The 19,783-nt window shown below is 62.8% G+C and carries 22 protein-coding genes; 13 read left to right on the top strand and 9 right to left on the bottom strand.

What is annotated here, in order from left to right:
* Positions 1 to 16: 16 nt before the first annotated feature.
* The 9 genes from PLD_RS16425 (at position 17) to PLD_RS16385 (ending at position 6,260) form a co-directional block, all read left to right on the top strand.
* The gene (locus PLD_RS16425; protein ID WP_159894486.1) at positions 17 to 1,243 is read left to right on the top strand and encodes a hypothetical protein; all 1,227 of its coding nucleotides are present in this window, start codon (positions 17 to 19) and stop codon (positions 1,241 to 1,243) included.
* Positions 1,240 to 2,163, top strand: coding sequence for a hypothetical protein (locus tag PLD_RS16420; protein ID WP_159894484.1), 924 nt, complete (start codon positions 1,240 to 1,242; stop codon positions 2,161 to 2,163). Before PLD_RS16425 ends, PLD_RS16420 begins: the two co-directional genes overlap by 4 nt.
* On the top strand, positions 2,160 to 3,122 hold the full coding sequence (locus PLD_RS16415) for a hypothetical protein (RefSeq protein WP_159894482.1): 963 nt from the start codon (positions 2,160 to 2,162) through the stop codon (positions 3,120 to 3,122). The genes PLD_RS16420 and PLD_RS16415 overlap by 4 nt, the downstream gene beginning before the upstream one ends.
* 81 nt (positions 3,123 to 3,203) lie before the next feature.
* Positions 3,204 to 3,680: a DUF6392 family protein gene (locus PLD_RS16410; RefSeq protein WP_159894480.1), complete on the top strand. Its 477-nt coding sequence runs from the start codon at positions 3,204 to 3,206 to the stop codon at positions 3,678 to 3,680.
* Between the two features lie 164 nt (positions 3,681 to 3,844).
* Positions 3,845 to 4,423 carry a hypothetical protein gene (locus PLD_RS16405; protein ID WP_159894478.1) on the top strand — a complete coding sequence of 193 codons (579 nt, stop codon included), beginning with the start codon at positions 3,845 to 3,847 and terminating at the stop codon, positions 4,421 to 4,423.
* Between the two features lie 9 nt (positions 4,424 to 4,432).
* The gene (locus PLD_RS16400) at positions 4,433 to 4,648 is read left to right on the top strand and encodes a helix-turn-helix transcriptional regulator (RefSeq protein WP_011058598.1); all 216 of its coding nucleotides are present in this window, start codon (positions 4,433 to 4,435) and stop codon (positions 4,646 to 4,648) included.
* Positions 4,649 to 4,723: 75 nt separating this feature from the next.
* Complete coding sequence (locus PLD_RS16395) at positions 4,724 to 5,395, top strand: hypothetical protein (protein WP_159894476.1); 672 nt, start codon at positions 4,724 to 4,726, stop codon at positions 5,393 to 5,395.
* 98 nt (positions 5,396 to 5,493) lie between these two features.
* Positions 5,494 to 5,922, top strand: coding sequence for an SMI1/KNR4 family protein (locus tag PLD_RS16390; protein WP_178116183.1), 429 nt, complete (start codon positions 5,494 to 5,496; stop codon positions 5,920 to 5,922).
* Entirely contained in the window at positions 5,919 to 6,260 is a 342-nt protein-coding gene (locus tag PLD_RS16385; RefSeq protein WP_178116182.1) for a hypothetical protein, read from the top strand. Before PLD_RS16390 ends, PLD_RS16385 begins: the two co-directional genes overlap by 4 nt.
* A gap of 345 nt (positions 6,261 to 6,605) precedes the next feature.
* Here the strand turns inward: PLD_RS16385 and PLD_RS16380 are convergent, their stop codons facing one another.
* Positions 6,606 to 7,052, bottom strand: a complete 447-nt coding sequence (locus PLD_RS16380) for a pesticin immunity protein (protein WP_159894474.1) — start codon at positions 7,050 to 7,052, stop codon at positions 6,606 to 6,608.
* 112 nt (positions 7,053 to 7,164) lie between these two features.
* Positions 7,165 to 8,229, bottom strand: coding sequence for a fatty acid desaturase (locus tag PLD_RS16375; RefSeq protein WP_159894472.1), 1,065 nt, complete (start codon positions 8,227 to 8,229; stop codon positions 7,165 to 7,167).
* A 99-nt stretch (positions 8,230 to 8,328) separates the two neighbouring features.
* Here PLD_RS16375 and PLD_RS16370 point away from each other — a divergent pair, with 99 nt between their 5' ends.
* The gene (locus PLD_RS16370) at positions 8,329 to 9,333 is read left to right on the top strand and encodes an AraC family transcriptional regulator (protein ID WP_159894470.1); all 1,005 of its coding nucleotides are present in this window, start codon (positions 8,329 to 8,331) and stop codon (positions 9,331 to 9,333) included.
* 205 nt (positions 9,334 to 9,538) lie between these two features.
* On the opposite strand, the gene PLD_RS16365 is transcribed toward PLD_RS16370, so the two are convergent.
* Both PLD_RS16365 and PLD_RS16360 read right to left on the bottom strand, forming a co-directional pair.
* A complete protein-coding gene (locus PLD_RS16365; protein WP_159894468.1) occupies positions 9,539 to 10,933 on the bottom strand; it encodes a heavy metal sensor histidine kinase in 1,395 nt (464 codons plus the stop codon).
* Positions 10,920 to 11,600 carry a heavy metal response regulator transcription factor gene (locus tag PLD_RS16360; RefSeq protein ID WP_159894466.1) on the bottom strand — a complete coding sequence of 227 codons (681 nt, stop codon included), beginning with the start codon at positions 11,598 to 11,600 and terminating at the stop codon, positions 10,920 to 10,922. The genes PLD_RS16365 and PLD_RS16360 overlap by 14 nt, the downstream gene beginning before the upstream one ends.
* Positions 11,601 to 11,735: 135 nt before the next feature.
* On the opposite strand from PLD_RS16360, the gene PLD_RS16355 reads away from it, so the two are divergent.
* The gene (locus tag PLD_RS16355) at positions 11,736 to 12,224 is read left to right on the top strand and encodes a heme-binding protein (protein ID WP_159894464.1); all 489 of its coding nucleotides are present in this window, start codon (positions 11,736 to 11,738) and stop codon (positions 12,222 to 12,224) included.
* A 90-nt stretch (positions 12,225 to 12,314) separates the two neighbouring features.
* Positions 12,315 to 12,725 (top strand): hydroxyisourate hydrolase, encoded by a 411-nt coding sequence (gene uraH / locus PLD_RS16350; protein ID WP_159894462.1) that lies wholly within the window; start codon positions 12,315 to 12,317, stop codon positions 12,723 to 12,725.
* 311 nt (positions 12,726 to 13,036) lie between these two features.
* Here the strand turns inward: uraH and PLD_RS16345 are convergent, their stop codons facing one another.
* On the bottom strand, positions 13,037 to 13,726 hold the full coding sequence (locus tag PLD_RS16345) for a Crp/Fnr family transcriptional regulator (protein ID WP_159894460.1): 690 nt from the start codon (positions 13,724 to 13,726) through the stop codon (positions 13,037 to 13,039).
* Positions 13,727 to 13,826: 100 nt separating this feature from the next.
* Between PLD_RS16345 and PLD_RS16340 the strand changes: the two genes are divergently transcribed.
* Entirely contained in the window at positions 13,827 to 14,351 is a 525-nt protein-coding gene (locus tag PLD_RS16340; protein WP_159894458.1) for a DUF962 domain-containing protein, read from the top strand.
* A 41-nt stretch (positions 14,352 to 14,392) separates the two neighbouring features.
* On the opposite strand, the gene PLD_RS16335 is transcribed toward PLD_RS16340, so the two are convergent.
* The 4 genes from PLD_RS16335 to PLD_RS16320 all read right to left on the bottom strand — a co-directional run bounded on the left by PLD_RS16335 (position 14,393) and on the right by PLD_RS16320 (position 19,782).
* Positions 14,393 to 16,642 carry a GMC family oxidoreductase gene (locus PLD_RS16335; RefSeq protein WP_159894456.1) on the bottom strand — a complete coding sequence of 750 codons (2,250 nt, stop codon included), beginning with the start codon at positions 16,640 to 16,642 and terminating at the stop codon, positions 14,393 to 14,395.
* Positions 16,639 to 17,154 (bottom strand): sorbitol dehydrogenase, encoded by a 516-nt coding sequence (locus PLD_RS16330; protein WP_159894454.1) that lies wholly within the window; start codon positions 17,152 to 17,154, stop codon positions 16,639 to 16,641. Before PLD_RS16330 ends, PLD_RS16335 begins: the two co-directional genes overlap by 4 nt.
* Positions 17,151 to 18,473, bottom strand: a complete 1,323-nt coding sequence (locus PLD_RS16325; RefSeq protein ID WP_256674807.1) for a cytochrome C — start codon at positions 18,471 to 18,473, stop codon at positions 17,151 to 17,153. The genes PLD_RS16330 and PLD_RS16325 overlap by 4 nt, the downstream gene beginning before the upstream one ends.
* Positions 18,474 to 18,792: 319 nt before the next feature.
* On the bottom strand, positions 18,793 to 19,782 hold the full coding sequence (locus tag PLD_RS16320) for a sulfate/molybdate ABC transporter ATP-binding protein (protein WP_159894450.1): 990 nt from the start codon (positions 19,780 to 19,782) through the stop codon (positions 18,793 to 18,795).
* Between the last annotated feature and the right edge of the window lies 1 nt (position 19,783).

The raw sequence follows: 19,783 nt of genomic DNA, 5'->3' as shown, positions 1-19,783 counted from the left end.
CGGCTCGACCATAGCCGTGGCAGCCTTGCTGCTCAACGTCCTCAATGCCGCGCAATACCTGAGCGAAGCAGCGGCCTTGGAGGGGCTGGGGCAAAAGCGCATCAACGATACGGTGTCCGCTTCCTTGTATGCAGCGGCGGCGTTGACCGGGGTGATTGATGATGTGGTGCGGGTGGGGCTGAAGCGAGACAGGTTCCATTTCTTTGGCTCTACGAGTTCCACACTCACCCTGTTTGGTGGGGTGATTGGCTGGCTGTCGGCGGGTGCTGCTTATCAGGAGTTTAGATCCCTGCAAATACAGCTCGAACGCGTACAAACTCACATCGATCCGTGGCTGGATATGCGTCAGGCCGTGGTCGGCGGGCAGGTCGCTGCCTTTGGTGCCCAGGTCTTGCTCGGGGCCAGCTATACCTTGAGGGCACTGGCGGGGGTGTTGGAAGTTGAAGTGGCGATCTTGCGCTACTCGACCCTGATGGGGCCGTTGAACTTCCTGATCGCCGCACTGGGGATGCTGTACCTGGTCAGCTGGCTGCTTGAGCAAAAGCCCCTGCAAAACTTCCTCGAACATTGCTGCTGGTCAAAGGGCCGCGCTGGCAACCTGGCGCCGATTCCGCCCCAGGCCCAGCAAGAGGAACTGAACCGGCTGTACGCCATTCTCTACACGCCCCGGGTCAGCATGCGCAGCCACGCGGCAACGGTGCCGGCGGTCAATAGCCCCAGTGGCATGAGCTTTGTCAGTGCCATCGACGCCCTGAGCATCGACCTGCCCGGCGCCGAGCCGCAAAGCGTCTACCTGGAGCTGAGCATGATCGGTGACCCGGTGGACAGCCAAGCTTCGCGCCACCTGATCAAAAACAGCCCGCCCCATGCCCGCTACCAGCCGCCCCGGCCCTGGCGCGACCTGACGCCCCATTGGCTGCCCGGCAGCGCCTGCAGTTGGATCCCGGCCAAGGAAGGGCAAGGCCTGCGCTTGAGCGGACCGTTCAACACCGTGCCCAACCTACTGAGTTCGCCGCCGAGCACGGTCTCCCTGCGCCTGCGTTATCGCACCCCACTGCTGGCGTTGCTGGGCGCCAGGAATTTCATTGGCGGTGAACGCGGCGTGGCCTTTACCTTGAAAGACGGAGTGGGTGTGATTGCCCTATACGACGACCCCACGCCCGAGCTGGACCGCGTACCGAGCTACCCGCTCGCCAACCAGCAGAGCGGCGTTACTTACCTGCAACCCAAGGACGACACGTGAGCAAGCCCACCGCCGGCACCAGCCAAAAACGGATCTTTTCGCGCAAGGACTATCTGGCGCCCTTGCCCGTTCCCACCGGGCAAAAACCGTCCGACATGCTCAATATCATCTGGCGCAAGAACGAGGTGTTTCTCGATATTGGCAACTACAGCATCGGTTCGGCGGTGATGGGGTTGTGGCCCTTGGTGATGCTGTCTGCATTTATGGGCTATTTGTTCAGGCACGATCATGACGAAATGCATATTTTTGCAGTTATGACGACTCTGGTGATCGGCATCCCAACGCTACTTTTGATCTATTCCCTGTACCGCCAGGTGCCCTTGCCCATCCGCTTCAATCGCCAGCGTCGCGAGGTGTGCGTGCCTCGCGAAGATGGCGAATATTGGATCGTCCCCTGGGAAAGCGTCACGGCCGCCGCCACGCAACATTCCTCGATCAGCCAGGCGGGTAAAAACACCATGGGGTTGCTGTTTATCGGCTTTGAAAACCCGGACCCCATGGCCAAAGAAGGTAACCAGCACTTCTACTGGGGGTTCAACTGTGGCGGGGGTACATCGGCCATGGCCTTGTGGGAGTGCGTGCGCAGCTATATGGAACTGGGGCCGCAGTCGGTGCCTGATAGTCGAGTAGGTGTTGCGCCTTATGAGGAAACGCAAATCGGCTCGATCATCATGGATCTGCGTAAGGGCAATTTGGTGGGCGTTCTGTGGGGCATCTTTTGCATTACGATTCTGGGAACCTATTTCGCGGAGAAATTACAAAATCTGAAGCTGTCTGATCCGCCCGAGTTGCCTTACCCCACCATCATCGAATGGTCAAAACCTCTGCCTCCCGAACAGTGGGCCCAACCCTCCCCCGAGCTCTGCGCAGCCATCGCCGAACGTAAAGCCGAATTGGCCAGCCAGGACCAAAGTACGTGAACAAGCCCGCCGCTGGCACCAGCCAAAAACGGATCTTTTCGCGCAAGGATTATCTGGCGCCCTTGCCCGTGCCCACCGGGCAAAAACCGTCCGACATGCTCAATATCATCTGGCGCAAGAACGAGGTGTTTCTCGATATTGGCAACTACAGCATCGGTTCGGCGGTGATGGGGTTGTGGCCCTTGGTGATGTTGTTCTTATCGGTGGCTTATGTCCTTAGAAATATCGCTCCAGACATGAGTGTTTTTGCCCTTGTTGGAGGGGGGGTAATCACCGGCATCCCCACCCTCCTCCTGATCTATGCCCTGTACCGCCAGGTGCCCTTGCCCATTCGCTTCAATCGCCAGCGTCGCGAGGTGTGCGTGCCTCGCGAAGATGGCGAATATTGGATCGTCCCCTGGGAAAGCGTCACGGCCGCCGCCACGCAACACTCCTCGATCAGTCAGGCGGGTAAAAACACCATGGGGTTGCTGTTTATCGGCTTTGAAAACCCGGACCCCGCAGCCAAGGAAGGTAACCAGCACTTTTACTGGGGGTTTAACTGCGGCGGTGGTACATCGGCCATGGCCTTGTGGGAGTGCGTGCGCAGTTATATGGAGATTGGGCCGGAGGCGTTACCGATTACTAACGACTTTGAAGGCGGCCGAGAACGGTTACGTGGGAAAAGTGTGTTTTGGGGAATTTGTCGCGACTACCTTGACGGCATAAGGCAACACCTCATGGCTCAGGAGATAGGTCAAGCGGTTTGGCTGGTGATCGCGGCGGTGCTGCTTGGTGCTCCATTGGCAATGATGCTGCAAACCTGGAAGTTATCGCCGCCGCCCGAGTTGCCTTACCCCACCATCATCGAATGGTCAAAGCCTCTGCCTCCCCAGCAATGGGCCCAACCGTCCCCCGAGCTCTGCGCAGCCATCGCCGAACGCGAAGCCGAATTGGCCAGCCAGGACCAAAATACGTGAGCAAGCCCGCCGCCGGCACCAGCCAAAAACGGATCTTTTCGCGACAATCAGCACGCACTCAATCAAGGACACGAAGCCCCCATGGACGTCGCAACGATCAGTCGCCTAGTACAGGGCATGGGCCTCACCTACGAAGAGTTGGTCGCCCAAGGCGAAAGCATCGAGCCCCCGACGGACAAGCTCTACGACGAATTCGAATGGCTGACCGTGATCGTCGAGCCCGGCCTGACGCTGGACTTCTGGGAAGACAGCCTAGCCCTGGAAAAGGTGCTGATCGAGCTCATGCCCCTTGAAGCGGGGCGCTCGTTCTACAGCGGCGAACTGCCCGACCCGTTCTCACGCAGCATGACCCGCACCGACATTCGCAACCTGTTGGGTACGCCCCTGCGCTCGTGGGAACGTAGGCCGTCAGCGGACGGGCAACACACGCTCAATGCCTGGGAGAGCTACCACCTGCCGGGGCACCTGCATCCCAGTGCGCGGGTTGGTTTCGTCTATAACGCCGACCTGCAGATCAAGGTCCTGTCATTCGACTTGCTGGAGCCGCAGCGCGACTGATTCGACCACACCGCGTGGCTCCTGAAGGCTCGCGGCGATCCGCCAGGCATCAGAGGCCCCATTCCTGGCTATGACCCCAAGGCACTCAAAGAGAAATAAATTATTGTAATTCGATAATTATTTATCAATAATCCGCCACCCCAACGTTTTGCAAGGAATAACGCATGCATTCCCAAATCAACGGCTCGGCCCAATACCGCTTACGACGGGTCGGCCTTCTGGCCGCGATCCTGGCCTGGGTCATGGGTGTGGTCGAGGTCGGCGGCAACGCCGGAATGTGGATCTACAACAAGGACCAGGTTCTGGGCGCGCTGCTCAGCGTCTTCGCCGACCACTCGCCGCGCCTGCTGGAAGCCGATTTCAAACTCTCGTCCGCAAGCTTCACCCTGCTGGTGATTCTCGACTTCCTGCCCCTGCTGCTGTCGAGCTTCGCCCTGTACCTGACTGGGGTGTTCTTCCTGCGTCTGTCGCGCGGCGAAACCTGGAGCGACCGCAATATCCGCATCCTCTGGCGCGTGGGCATGCTGTGGATCGTCGCACCGGCCACCTTCCCGATGATGGAAACCCTGCAAGGCCTGGCCCTGTCCTTTGACCTGCCAGCGGGCCAGCGCATTCTGCAGATTTCTGCAGGTTTCTCGTCCTACGCGGCCTACGAGGTGGTCAAAGGAATCTTGCTCTGCTCATTTTCCATTATCATGCGCGACGCCAAAGTCCTCAGTGATGAACACAGTCACTACATATAGAACAATGAGATGACCATTATCGTTCGGCTTGACGTTGTCATGGCTAAAAACAAGATTCGCTCCAAAGAGCTGGCCGCCATCCTGGGCATTACCGAGGCGAATCTGTCGTTGCTGAAAAATGGCAAGGTCAAGGGGATGAAAATCGAGACCCTCGACAAACTCTGCGCCGCACTCGACTGCCAACCCGGCGACCTGCTGGAATACCAGGCGACTGAGCCTGCGTAACACATCGCGTTTGTTTGAGCGGCGTCTGGATCGTTAAAGCTATATCCACTCCTCACGTTGCACATTGGCTTATTCATGACTCGCTACCTGCTCTGCCCGCTGCTTTTGCTCGCCTGTCTTTTGACCGGCTGCGCCAACAAACTCGAAGTGGCGATCGCCGCCACCCCGGCCCCGGACTACTACTTCGACCTCCAGGCCCCAGTGCTGGTGACCGTCAACGGCGCCAATGATGCCCACGGTCTCAACGCCAGCTACTACGTGCGCGACATGGTCGCGGCCCTGCACGGCATGGGCTTCAAGCAGGTCTACACCGAGGCATCGCTGCCCAAGAACCACCCGCCGTTCCGTATGAATTTCACCCTCGACGTGGGCAGCGAAAAGGTCAGTTACCGCTACACCGCCACCGACTACGGCCAGGTGCCCAGCAGCACCAAGACGGTGTGTAAGCAGAGCACCAAGAAGGATAAGAACCTTGTGTGCAACAGCACTCCGACCACCACCTGGGGCCCGGTAGGATCCTCGGAACGCACTGGCTACACCACCCTGTCGACCTTCAACATCCAGGCCAAGGACGAGCAGAGCCGGCGCACGGTGTTCCTGCTGCGGGCATCGTCCTACAACGAGGATTGCCAGGACGCCAAGGTCGAGGACTTCCTGGTGCAGGAAAGCCTGGACAACCTGGATTTTCGCAACCGCGTGCAACGCAAATACACCGTCACCCTGCCCGAAGGCCACAGCTGCAACTAGCGCCTACCGCGCACCGGGTGACACGCCTACAATTGCCGCTCGCCGCCCGCCCCCCTCGGGCGGGCGCGGCCCCTTCAACGACAAGGCGCAGGTCAAGCATGCCCATGGATTGGAACGCCTGGGAAATAGAACCCGGATCGGCGGTGGACGAACAACTGATCGCCCAGGTGCAGCAACGCCTCGGCGTCGAGTTCCCGGCGCTGTACCTGGATCTGGTGCAATACGCCAACGCCGCCACACCGGGAATCGCTACCTTCGCCTATGACGGCGGCGCCACCTGCATCAGCGAGTTCTTCGAATTCGGCCTGAACGACGAACCCTGGAGCCTGCTCGGGTACGCCAGCCCCGGCCGCGTGCCAGGGCTCGCCGCCGGTTGCCTGCCGATCGCCCGGGATGCCGGTGGCCTGCTGATTTGCCTGGACTTCAACAGCCCGGGCGTGGCGGTGGAAATCTTCGACCCCGAGCGCGCCAGCCGCTACCCGGTGGCTGCCGACTTCAAGACCTTTGTCGAGCGGTGGCAACCATGAACACACCAGGCAAATGGATAGTCGTGCCCACCAGCACAGAAGCCCAGCAACGCCTGGATCTGGACCAGTGCCTGGCGGGCGATCTGGAGGAACTGGCGCTGTCCCCGGAGCAGTGGGCAGTGCTGTCGCGCAGTGACCTGCTACCGCGCTTGAATCGCGCCCTGGGCATTCTGATCGACGACTACGAAGACGCCTCGATCCAGGACCGGGCCGCCCTGGTCACGGCCCTGTCGATCCTGATGCAGGCCGCGACGCCCGGGGACGAACTTATCCACCAGCTGATCGCCCTGAATCGACTGGCCCTGGAACGGAACACCGGCCTGTTCTTCTACTTCTGAGGCCCAGGCCAAGGAGCTGAGCTCCATCGACTTCGACATCATCTCGGCGGCGGAGGAGCAACGCGTAAACAATGCCGCCGGCTCCGGAAAATTCCGCGGCATTTCCTAGCAGACCCGTACCGCGACCATCGATCTGTCGTACCAGTACAGCGACAACCTCGCGGCAACGACGCCAAAAGCCTGGGACATAATCATCGGCGGCAACTGGAAAGACCTGATGCAGGAGCTGAACAACTTCGGCGACGCCTACCCGCCCCCCCCAGGAAAGCCGAGGCCAAGCTGATTCAAAGCGATATCGACATGGGGCTGTTCAAGTAAAACAACGCCTGCGCCAAGGCGCCGGCCTCAGCCTCGGGTGATGCTACAGGCCGGGGTTTTCGGCAGTTCCTTGACCACGACGTAATGCCCCGCCCGGTTTTTCTCGACCCGCAACGGCGAAGCGAACAAGTAGCTGCCGCGCAGGTTCTGGTCGACAAAACAGATGGTGATGCCTTGGTTCCCCTGCTCCATCACCTCGACGCTGTAGATCCAGCTTCGTTCTTCGTCCACCGCGCTGTAGGTGCCTTCGGCGTCTGCGACCTTCTCATAGATCCGATAGGGCGTCTGGCCCAGCGTGGTGCCGGCCGGGTAGTGCCGCGGCCTTAAGAAATTGCGAAAACCATTCACTTCCAGATGCTTCAAGATACTCAGCGCCAGCGCCTCGTCGCGGCCCTCCGCCACCGAGTCGGCCAGCGACAGGCCGCCCACACTCATCAAGGCAACGGCGACCAATCGCCTTAACGCACTGTTCACCCCCTATCCCTTTCGATGCCCATCAGCGGGCTCCGGGCGGTTCCCGAAGCCGCGTTACCTTGGCTTAACGTTATCGAGACCTGGATATTTAACCGGAAGAGGGTATGCCCACTCAGGCCCGGGCCTTGTGCGCAGCCGCCGGCTCCTCGCGGGTAAAACGGTTGGCCCGGGCAAAGGTGCCAAAATCATTGAAGCGTACGCCCATCTCGGCCATCGCTTTGTGCGCCACCGGCGCCGTCATCTGGCGAATGTAAAAGGGCTCCTTGACCACGAAATGATGGATGCCGTGGGTGCTGCCGAAGTTGCAGCAGAAGGCCTGTAGCGGCGACATCCACCAGGGGTTGAGCACCTGGGTCTGCTGGATCACGTTGCCCGGTTCGATATCGCCGTAGTAGTGCATGTTGGAGCTGACGAAGTGCAGGCAGAAGGTGCGCAGCACGTTGGGGCCGATGATCACCACCACCGCAATGTCGATGCCGTGCATCAGCGCCAAGGTGTCTTGTGACCACTGGATCGGGCTGCCGAGCCACGCGGCGACGCCATTGGCCCCATGAAAACCGAGGAACACATACCAGGCGCCCCAGTGCAGCAGGGCCAGCGGCGCGTACACCGCCAGGGTGCGGATGAGAATGCCCAGTTTGCGCCTGGCCCCAGGCGCCCGCAGCAGGCGGATGAACGCCGCCATCATGTTGTCCCCCACCATCAGCAGGCGGGTGAAGCCCCAGGGCTCGCCGTTGGTGATGGCGCGCTCCTCGATATCGGTTTCGCTGCCGGAGACCTTGTGGTGATTCAAGTGCAGGTGGCGCCGTATCCAGGGGTTGATGGTGCTCGGCCGCGCCAGCCAGACCAGCGCCAGCATCAGGTTGTGGGGCAGGCGCTGCTTGCGAAAGTACATGCTGTGGATCAGGTCGTGCTCCAGCTCATGGGTCAGCGAGGCGAAGAACGCGTTGAGCAGCAGGCACGCCCACCCAGCCAGGTAGCCACCGACATAGAGCGCCGCGGCCCCCAGCATCCCGGACAAGGCAAATAGCAAAATCCCCGCGCCCAGGGCGTTCTGATACCGCAGCACGGGGAAGCGCCGACGCAATTCATCGCCCCGGGCCAGAACCACCTGACGGATATGCGCCGCCCGCTGTTGTGCGTTCATCCGCTCGGGGCTTGCAGAAATACCCTGCATGATTCCATCCTCTGGTCAGTGATGTGTGCATCCTGCCCCGAGCCCCGGCTCCGGGCGCTAGCCGTAAACGCCAACCTGTTGACCGGACGCGCCAATCGCATGACCGAAGCCACTTCCCTTGCCAGCTGGACCCGCGCCTTGCGCAAGCAACTGGACGCCCTCGACCTCGACAGCGACGCCCTGTGCCGCGAAGCCGGGCTCGACCCCCACTGGATGGACGACCCCAACGCCCGCTACCCGCTGTCGGCCACCACCCGCTTGTGGCATCTCGCCGTGCAGGCCAGCGGCGACCCGGCCATTGGCCTGCGGGTGTCGCGTTTTGTCAGCCCCACCACCTTTCATGCCCTGGGCTACGCCCTGGTGGCCAGCGGCAGCCTGCGGGAAGTCTTCGAGCGCATCGTGCGTTATCACCCAGTGGTCAGCGATGCCCTGGAACTGGCCCTGACCCGGGAAACGGACCGCTACCGGTTCTTCCTCAAGGTGCCCGAAGGCTCACCGCAGCCGGCCTTCGAAGCCATCGATGCGTTCGCCGCGATCTACGTGCGCACCTGCCGCAACCGCCTGGGCCGCGACTACGCGCCGCTGGCCGTGCATTTGCGGCGCCCGGCCCCGACGGACCCGGGTCATTGGTACAAGGTGTTCCGTTGTCCGGTGCACTTTGCCGCAGTCGACGATTGCCTGGAATTCGGCCTGCACGATTTCGACAGCCACCTGGACGACGCCAACCCGGAACTGGTGGAACACAACGAAACGGTGCTCAAGCGCACCCTGCTGCAGCTGCGGCCCCTGACCTGGGAGCGCAAAGTACGTGGGGTGATCGAAGCCCAGTTACCGGAAGGCGAACCCTCCGCCGAACGGGTGGCCCAGGCCCTGCACCTGAGTCTGCGCAGCCTGCAACGGCACCTGGCCGATGAAGGCACGCGCTTCGACACCCTGCTCAACGAATGCCGAGAGAACCTCGCCCTGCTACACCTGCGGGACCTTGAGTGTTCCCTGAGCGAGATCAGCTACCTGCTGGGCTTTGCCGACGCCAGCAGCTTCAGCCGGGCGTTCAAGCGCTGGACCGGGATGACCCCGGGACAGTTCCGCGACGGCCTGCGTTAAGCCTTGCTGAATCGATTACCCTGTAGCCGCAGCCGAGCCTGCGCAATACCCAGACAGGCCCCGGAGCCAGCCACCCAATAAGAGCCATCGACGCCAAGCCTCTGTAGCCGCTACCGAACCTGCGAAGCTGCGAACGACCGCAACGCAGGCGCAAATGCTGTAGACCGTTGAAGGCCTGGCGGCCTTGTCGCAGGCTCGGCTGCGGCTACAGGAGTGGGAAGCCCAGTTCGAATACCGTGCCTCGATCATCGCTCGCGACCCGCACCTGACCGCCATGCAGCAGCATGATCGAGCGCACGATGGCCAGCCCCAGGCCGCCGGAATCTCCGGGTTCGGCGCGGGACGGGTCGACCCGATAGAAGCGATCGAACAGCCGGGGCAGATGCTCGGGCGCAATCCCCGGGCCCTGGTTGTGCACTTGCAGCCAGCACCAGCCCGATTCGTCGCGGCGCCGCAGTTGAATCAGCGATTGCGTATCAGCGTGGCGCACGGCATTGGCCAACAGGTTGCCCAGGGCCCGTTGCAGCAGTTGCTGGTCGGCTAGCAGTTCGCCGGAAAAATCGTTCTGCAGGCGGATTGCACGATCATCGGCCAGGGCTTCGAAGTAGTCGCACAGTTGCGCGCCGACGCCGGCCAGCGACAGCACCTGAGGCTCCAGGACCGCATCCGCCTGCTCGGCCCGGGCCAGGAACAACAGGTTCTGGGCCATGCGAGTGAGCCGCTCGAATTCTTCCATGTTCGAGGCCAGTACTTCCTGGTATTCGGCTGCGCTGCGCGGCTGGCTCAGGGCCAGGCCGTTGCTACCCAACAGGTTGTGCAACGGCGTGCGGATTTCATGGGCCAGGTCGGCGGAAAATTGCGACAGGCGTTCAAAGCTCGCTTCCAGGCGTGCCAGCATGGCATTCAAGGCTTGCACCGGCTCGTGGAACTCCGCCGGAATGCCGCCGCTGAGCAGACGCCGATCGAGGCTGCGCAGGTCGATCTGCCGCACCGACTCGCTGAGTTGACGCAGCGGTTGCAGGCCGCGACGCAACAACAGCAGGCCCAGGCTGAAAGCCAGCAACGCGCCCATTCCCACCGCCAGGTACAAGCGCAGGCGATAACGGGCGAGCATCTGCTCACGCTCGCTCAGGACCTTGCCGGCCACCACGATCAAATCTTCGCCCTTGGGCCCACGGGCCTGCCCCGCCACCAGCGCCATCGGCGCGTCGCCAGGGGCTGCGCCCGACCACAGGCGAACATCCCCGCGCGAGGGCGGCTGGCCCAGGGGCATCGGCGACAGCCGCGGCAGGCTTAGCTGCCGTGGGTTGATGTCGATCACCGTGGAGCCATCGGCCCGCAGTACCTGCAATAGGCTTTCCTGGTTGCCCAGCATGTTCTGGTACAGCCGGGGCCGGGCTTGCAGGGCGTCGAGGCTGTCGCTGTCTTGCAGCAGGGCACGCACCTGCTCCAGGCGCCCCAGCAGGCTGAGGTCGTCGCGGTAGGCGATCTCCTCGGCCAGGGACCGGTAAAGAAACACCCCGACCACACCCAGCACCAGGGCACAGACGGCGGCAAAGGCCAGGGCCAGCCGCCAGGCGATGGAGTTAGAGCGCGGCATCCGGGGCTTCCAGTTGGTAACCGACGCCGCGCACGGTATGAATCAATTTCGGCATGTAAGGATCGTCGACCTTGGCCCGCAGGCGCCGCACCGCGACTTCCACCATGTTGGTGTCACTGTCGAAATTCAGGTTCCACACCTGGGAGGCGATCAAGGTCCGCGACAGCACTTCGCCCTGACGGCTGGCCAACAGGTGCAGCAGGGCGAATTCCTTGTTGGTCAGGGCGATGCGTTGCCCGCCGCGGCTGACGCGACGGCGCAGCACGTCGATTTCCAGGTCGGCGATGCTGAAAGACTCGGCCTCGCGCAGCGGTCCCCGGCGCAGCAGGGTGCGCACCCGGGCCAGCAGCTCGGCAAAGGCGAAGGGCTTGAGCAAGTAATCGTCGGCGCCCAGCTCCAGGCCACGGACCCGGTCTTCGATGGCGTCCTTGGCGGTGAGAAACAACACCGGGGTGGCGCCACGCTGGCGGACCAACTGCAGCAACTGCCAACCGTTAAGGCCGGGGAGCATCACGTCGAGGATGATCAGATCGTATTCCTGCTGCTCGATGAAATAGCGCCCGTCCAGGCCGTTGAGGGCCACGTCCACGGCAAAGCCGGATTCTCCCAGCCCCTTGGCCAGAAAATTCGCGGTCTTGGCTTCGTCTTCAACTACCAGCAAACGCATGGCGCACCTCAAGAATGATCGGCACAGGCTAGGCGCACGACGGGCGCTTGCCCATTACAAACTTGTAATCCAACTGACGAGGTTCTGACGAGGACCACTGGCTAAGGTGGCGACCTGTCTTTCAGGAGCCTTCCCATGATCTGCAAACCCCTCGTTCTAGGCCTTGGCCTGGGCCTTGCCGGCAGCGCCCTGGCGGCCCCGGAACTGCCTCGTCACACCGAGCTGGACCTGGCCACCGCCCGTCAGTTGGCAGACGCCAGCCTGGCCCAGTGCACGGCCGTGGTGTCGGTGCTGGACCGTGGCGGCAACCTGCTGGTGACCCTGCGCGCCGATGGCGTAGGCCCGCACAACACTGTCGCCAGCCAGCGCAAAGCCTATACCGCGCTGTCCACCAAGACCCCCAGCCGGCTGCTCGCCGAGCGGGCGCGCAACGCCCCCGAGGCAGCCAACCTCAACACCTTGCCGGAGCTGCTGTTGCTTGGCGGCGGCATTCCCTTGTTTGCCGGCAACCAGCTGGTGGGCGCGATGGGCATTGCCGGGGCCGGTGGCGCGGCGCAGGACGAGGCCTGTGCGCTACAGGCTGCACAGCGGGTGGGATTGGCTGCCGAGGCCGAACCTAAGTGATCTTGAGAGCCGCGCCCGCGTTGCGGTCGTTCGCCGCCTCGGCAGCCGCTACAGATTCTGTTGTTTGTTCAATCGAGAAAGGAGTGGGACATGAATATTTTGCGTAATAGCCTGGCGGCCATCGGCCTGTGCGGTCTGTCGAGCCTGGTCCTGGCGGCGGGCAATCCGTTGAGCGTGCACGTGCTCAACCTGGAAAACGGCCTGCCCTCGCCAGGGGTCAAGGTGACTCTGGAACAGCACGTGGACCAGGACTGGAACGCCTTGTCCAGCGGCGTGACTAACGAGCAAGGACGCATCGCCGAGCTGTTCCCCGCCGGCCAAGCCCTCACAGCGGGTGAATACCGTGTGGTGTTCAAGACCGGCGACTACTTCAAGCAGGCCAAGCGCGACACTTTCTTCCCGGAAATCCCGGTGATCTTCGAGGTCAAGCAGACCGAGCAGCACTACCACATCCCGTTGCTGCTCAGCCCTTACGGTTTCTCGACCTATCGCGGTTCGTAGGAGCCGGCTGCTGACGATGGCGGCCTTGCGGACCTCTTCGCTGGCAAGCCAGCGCCTATGGTCGGCAGAGAAATCGCGCGGGATTTTGTAAAAACCCGCTGGCCGGCGAAGGCGGTCTTGAGGGCCTCTTCGCTGGCAAGCCAGCGCCTACGGTCGGCAGCGAAATCGCGCGGGATTTTGTAGGAGCCGGCTTGCCGGCGAAGGCGGTCTTGCGGGCCCCTTCGCTGGCAAGCCAGCGCCTACGGTCGGCAGAGAAATCGCGCGGGATTTTGTAGGAGCCGGCTTGCCGGCGAAAGCGGTCTTGCGGGCCCCTACGCGGGGCCGGCGATGGCGCGCAGGCGCTCGGCGTCGAGGATTTCGATCTCGCCGTAGCTCAGGCGCAGGATGCCCTGGAGCTGCAGGTCCTTGAGGATCTGGTTGGTGGTCTGGCGCGACAGCGAAAGCATCAGCGCCAGCTGTTCCTGAGGCAGTTGCAGCAGGTTGCGGCGCTGGGTCACTTCGCCATAGCCGGCAGCGATCGCCAGCAGGCGGCTGGCCACACGGGCCGGCGCCGGCATCAGGCTCAGCTGCTCCAGGTTGATAAAGGCCAGGCGCAGCTTGTGGCTCATCAACAGGGCGAACTGGCGCCAGTATTGCGGCTGTTGCTCCAACAACTGCAGTAGGCTCGACTGCGGCACCTGCAGCAGGGTGCAGGCGCCCTCGGCGTAGACATCGTGGGTGCGCGGCTGGCCGTCGAACAGGCAGATCTCGCCGAACCAATGGGGCGCTTGCATCAGGCTCAGCAACGCCTCCTTGCCCTGCTCGCTGACCGCGCCGACGCGCACGCTTCCTGCCAGCACCGCATACAACCCGCACGGTGGATCGCCCCGCAGGAACAGGCACTGCCTTGGCGCCAGCCGGCGCAGCCGAGCAGCGCTCAGCAGACTATTCTGTAAAGCATCCGGCAGGTGGCTGAACCACTGGCCGGTCATCAGGCATTCACGCCACTGCTGCATGTCCATGAACAGGTTTTTCCCCAGGCATTGGAGCAATTGTCGCTTGGCTGACAGAGCCGCCCGTGGTCGCCGGGCATGATCCAGCCACCCTAACGGAGGAACAACAATGAAAAGCCTCGTTGATCATCTCAGTCAATACGCCGCCTACCACCGCGACCCGCGCAATATCGCCAGCCACTTTATCGGCATTCCGATGATTGTGGTGGCGGTGGCGGTGCTGCTGTCGCGCCCTGCCTGGCCGGTGGCGGGTATCGCGCTGTCGCCGGCGCTGCTGCTGGCCCTGGCTTCGGCCGTGTTCTACCTGCGCCTGGAGTTGCGCCTGGGGGTGCTGATGAGCGGGTTGCTGGGCCTGTCGCTGTGGGCCGGCCAAGTGCTGGCGGCGCAAAGCACTGGGCTGTGGCTGAGTGGCGGCCTGGGGCTGTTCGCGATCGGCTGGGTGATCCAGTTCATCGGCCATTACTACGAGGGCCGCAAGCCGGCCTTCGTCGATGACCTGTCGGGGCTGATCGTCGGCCCGCTGTTTGTGCTGGCCGAACTGGCGTTCCTGCTGGGGCTGCGCCATGACTTGAAACAGGCCATCGAGCAGCGTTCGGGCCCGGTGGCCCTGCGGCACAAGAAAGCCATGATCTGAAGCCCTGGCCGGGGGTGCCGAACACCCCCGGCCAGGTTCTTTCACAGGGCGCCGAACGCCACCCGCACCGTCAGTTCACCCTGGTTGTCCTGCAGGCCGACACCGTAACGCCCGTTCAGGTCATCGTTGATGCACAGTTGCAGCTCCCCTCGCTGGCCCGCCGGTATCTCCGCCAGATCACCGATCAGGAAGGGTTCGCCATCGGCCCCGACCCGACCGATCAGCGCCCCTTCGCTGGCCCCCGGCAAGGTGTAGCCGGGCTTGGCGGCGTACGCCGGGTTGCCCTGACCATCGACCATGCCGCCCGCCGGGCTGGCGGACCAGCGCCCGCTGACATAGCGCACCAGACGCGGGCTGATGCCATTGAGCTGCACCCCGGTGCCCTGCCAAGGTTGGTTGGCCTGGACCGTGACCGTGGCGGCCTTGAGCTCGTTGGCCAGCACATCCGCCGCCTGAAACGACAGCGCGGCGATGGTCAGGCTAGGGTTGGCGGTGCCGCTGCTGGGGAACACCCCGTCCCCCACCAGGAACAGATTGGCGTGGTCCCAACTGCGCTGGTGCTTGTCCACCACCGAAGTCTTGCGGTCGTCGCCCATGCGGTAGGTGCCCATCAAGTGCCCGGCACCCTGGAAGCTGTAAGGCTCACCGTCGTAGAAGAAGTACCCGGGATTTTTTTCCGGTTTCGGCTTCAGGTCGGTCAGTTCGGTGGCCCCCAACAGCTCGGTGATGATGTAGCTGGCAGCTTTGCGCGCCTGCTTGAAACCCTTCTTGGTGTAGTCCGACAGCTTGTAGTGGATCTCCGGACGAGGAATGCCCAGGCGGTCGCGGTAGTCTTTGGAGGGCAGGATGTAGCAGAGGGGATGCTTCGGGTCGTCCTCGACCTGCTCCACCAGAAAAGCGATGCGGAACTGGCGGATCAGGCGATCATTGAGGGTCTGGATCAACTCGCGCCCGTAAAGCGCCCGGGCCTCCTGTTTGGGCTTCGGCACAGGGTTGGTGAGGCTGTCATTGTGGTTTTTTTCGGGGCCATCGATCAGCTCGCACACCGTGGTATAGGGGTCGCCGATCGGCCAGTTCAACCCCTCGTTGCCGATCTCGATGCGCCAGGCCGCACGCTCGCCGCGAAAGCTCCCGTCGCGCAGGCTTTCAATGCCTGCGGTGGACACCGGCCCGCGATAGGGGAACACCGACTGACCTTCCGGCATCAGGCCCCAAGCCAGGTAGATCGGGTGATCGGCCAGGCTGCGTCCGACCTCGCCACTGCTGTTGGCCACACCATTGGGGGCTTCAGGGCAGGCTGAGTTGAGCAGCAGCTTGGGGGTCTCGATGGCATGGGCGGCAATCACGTAGTACTGCCCCTGGGCCACACCATGGCCGGTGGGCGGACCATCCCCCAACTGGTACTGGATGAACTCGATACCACTGATGTGTGACGCCTCATCAACCAGGACCTTGCTCGCCACGGTCTGGTACAGCACCCGCACATTGCCGGTTTCCAGAGCCTTGTTCAGGGTCACGGTGGCATCGTACTTGGCCTGGATCGGGCAGATCGGCGTGCAGTTGGTGTTGCCGGCACACACCCGGCGCCCGGCATAGGGCTCGGAATTGCGCCCAGCCGGGGTCGGGGTCACCCGCAACGGCAGGTTATCGAAGGAATGCCCCGCCACCGCCTTGACGAAGCTGTCGTCCACCAGCGACAGGGGAATACCGTGCATGGGGAATTGATAGCCCTCGCCGAAGGTCATGCCCAGGTAGCCCTGCTCGGCCACATCCGCTGCCACGCCGATCTCCGCCTCGGCGCGGCAATAGGCGCTTTGCAGGTCCTGGTAGCTGATCGGCCAATCGACCCCGACGCCGTACAGCGAGTTGAGGCGGAAGTCGTTGGGCAGCATGCGCAGGCAGGTGGCGACCCAGTGCCAGGTGGTGCCGCCGCCGACCCGCTCATAGGTGCTGGTGAACGCCTCCGGGCCTTTCTGCACCAGGTAGCTGGTCATGGGGTTTTTCCAGCCGTTGATCAGGTCGGCAATGGTCGGGCGTGGCGCGTTCTGCTGGGCTGGCTGCAGTTCCGGGAACTCCGCTGGCTGCAGGTTGCTGACCGGTGGATAGGGCGACTCAGGGGTTTTCAGAGTCGCGTTGTAGAAGCGCTCCATGTACTGGGTGCGATTGGCCGGCACGCTCGGCCCAGACTCCAGCACCAGCACCTTGATCCCGGCCAGGCCCAGTTGGTAGGCGATGATGCTGCCCGCCAGACCGGCACCGACGATCACCACATCTGCTTGTTCTGTGCTCATGACGAAGCTCCTTGCTGACCCTTGGCGGGCACTCCGGTAAAGGCCTCCAGGCTGGGTGGGGTCTCGCTCCAGTAGCCGAAATGAAACTGGCTATAGCCCATGGGATGGGCTTGGGCGACTCTCCAGGCCCAGCTCTGCTGGTAGGCCAGGTCGGACACGACCGATTGCTGCTTTTCCTTGTACGGACCGGCGTCATAGGGCTGATACCAGACGCCCAGCAGCCACATCTTCATGATCGACCGGCACGCCTTGGCCCCTTGAGTAGTGGCTGGCGCGTCGCCGTTCATCAGCAGGATCTGGGCGATCTCTTTCTGCTCCTTCTTCTGGTCGTTGAACAGACTGGCGTACTGGCTGAGCAGGTCGTTGAGCAGGGATTCAGTCAGCCGCGGGCGGATATAGGCCAGGAACTGGCTGGGCAGGTCGATAGGGTCGATCGTCGGCGCCAGGCGCTTGCGGTCGATCCCCAGCAGTGCCGAGGACAGGCCGACAAAGTTCTCGCGTTCGCTACTCATGGTTTACTCCCTGCGGCGCCCGTGGATTGGGCCCGCTCCAGCAGAAAGGTGAAGTCGGCAAAGCTGGTTCGCGGACTCTGGGTGACCCGGGTCGTGGCGTTGTTATGGCAGTCCATGCAACTGGAAGACGCCTGGGGCACGGTACCCTGGATAAAGGTCTCCAGGGTGGCGTTGGCGAGGAAGGTTGGCGCCGGGCTGCCCAAGGGGTTGGTCGGCGACAGCACGTTGCAGTCATTGGCCGGATCGGCAGGCCACTGGGTGCTGATCAACTGGTAGTTGGCCCAGACGCTCTGGGGATTGGCCGTGCGCAGCAGCGTCTGATAGGTGCTGTTCAACGCGCGAGTTTCATCGGTCAGGGGAATCTCGCGCACAATCTGCGACGGCGCGGCCTTGACCGCCGGGTTCCATGGCCGGGGCGGCGGCTCGTTGACCTTGGCCGGGCTGGCGGCGTTGTAGAACAGGTACGGCCCTTGGCGTTGCTCCAGCGGCGTGGTCTTTTCCGGCACGTTATCCACGTGCTCAAAGGTCGACCACACCCACTGCGGCGCTTCCTTGGTCTTGTGCACGATGTGCAGGCCCACCAGCCCTACCGGCTCGGCCTTGCACGACTCTTCGACGATGGGGCCATGCGTCGGATCGCTGTTGCCGGGGGTGTAGACCAGGGCATCGACTGTATGAAAACGACTGCGCTGGTCGGTGCCGTCCAACACCTTCCACGAGGCCTTGACCATGATTGCGCCGTTCTCCTGCTTGGCTTCTGAGCCGCAACTGAAGGCCACGCGGTGATTACTGCTGGCGGCAAAATACGCCTGCTGACCCTCGACGCTGTACAGACCGTTGCCTGTGATGTCGTCGAACATCGGTCGGTTGACCACGATTTCGTTGCGGGTGTAAGTGCCGCTCTGGTCCACCAGCGGACCGCTCTGGAACGGCTGGATGAACTCATCGAGAACCCCCGCGACCTTGCCCATCTGCTGCAGCAGGCGCCCGGGTTTGAGCCCTTCACAGGCCTTGGGAATGATGGCCGGAGCATCCCAGGGCAATGGCTTCTCGCCCTTGGCGCGGAAGATCTGGTAGCTCTCTTTCCAGCCTTCCCAGACAGTGGCGCCGTCCTCTTTACCGATCGGGCCCGGAGCGGCGGCGCCGTCCTCCCCGGCTGGCCAATTGAGGGCAATAAAGGTCTGCCAGGACAGCACATCGAAATCATGCTGCAGGCTCTTCAGGGTCGGTTTAGGAGGAGCGGTGACCGCCACGTCGAAGGGTACGAATGGGGAAAGGCTTGGTGGATCAACAGCAAGGGCTAGGGGGCTGAGCAACATGCCGCATAGTGCATAGCCCCATTTCAAAGCGGGCTGATAGACGTCCTCTTTCATGCTGGTCTCCTTGGTAGCATCAGGCTGGCCAGGAGACAAAACGCCGGTCCGTCATGGACGCCTCAATCGCACCCTCCTGGCACAATTTCCAGCGTAGATAACGATTGTGGCGGCCAGGGAACGGGGCATAGATCGAATCGGGCTAGGGGCAATAGCTGAGCGCCATTATCCTGCTGCCGCAGTCGCCCCAAGCGACACTCCGCTGGCCGACAACGGCGCCCTCGGGTCAGTTGCAGACCGCGAGGACGCCTGCGTGGGAGACGACTCAGAAGCTGGAGAGTTTTTGCCAGACCTTGGGCTTGAAGAACAACGTCTCGCCACGGGCCAGGCCGATCAGGCTGTCGTGGTCCTTCACCACTTCGGCTTCGATCAAATCGCTCTGCCCTTCCACCTTGAGGGTCACCCGAGTGGTGGCGCCCAGGGGACGAATGTCGCGCACTTGCGCGGCGTGGTGGTCTTCCAGCTCCGAACGCGACAGCGACACTTCGTGCGGGCGGAACAGCACGTGGTGGTCCTCGCCCAGGTGCAGGCGGTTGGAGTCGCCAAGGAAGTGGTAGACGAAGTCGCTGGCCGGGTTCTCGTACACATCCCCCGGGGAGCCGATCTGTTCGATCACGCCCTTGTTCATCACCACGATGCGGTCCGCCACTTCCATGGCTTCTTCCTGGTCGTGGGTGACGAACACCGAAGTCAGGTTGATGTCTTCGTGCAGCCGCGCCAACCAGCGCCGCAGCTCCTTGCGCACCTTGGCGTCGAGGGCGCCGAAGGGTTCGTCCAGCAGCAGCACCTTGGGCTCCACCGCCAGGGCCCGGGCCAGGGCGATACGCTGGCGCTGGCCGCCGGACAGTTGCTCCGGGTAGCGGTCGGCGAGCCAGTCCAGCTGCACCATGTTCAACAAGTCATGAACCTTTTCGGCGATCTTGCTCTCGCTGGGGCGCTGGTGCTTGGGCTTCATGCGCAGGCCGAAGGCGACGTTGTCGAACACGCTCATGTGGCGGAACAGGGCGTAGTGCTGGAACACGAACCCGACGTTGCGATCACGCACGTCGTGGCCGGAAACGTCCTCGCCGTGGAACACGATGCTGCCGTCGTCCGGCGTTTCCAGGCCGGCGATGATCCGCAGCAGGGTGGTCTTGCCGCAGCCGGACGGGCCGAGCAAGGCCACCAGCTCGCCGCTGTGGATGTCCAGGTTGATGCTGTTGAGGGCCTTGAAGGCGTTGAAGTTCTTGCTGACGTTACGGACTTCGATCGACATG

Origin of the sequence: Pseudomonas sp. LD120, from assembly GCF_009861525.1 — a bacterium.
Taxonomy (GTDB): domain Bacteria; phylum Pseudomonadota; class Gammaproteobacteria; order Pseudomonadales; family Pseudomonadaceae; genus Aquipseudomonas.
This window is presented reverse-complemented; position numbering and strand designations above follow the sequence as displayed.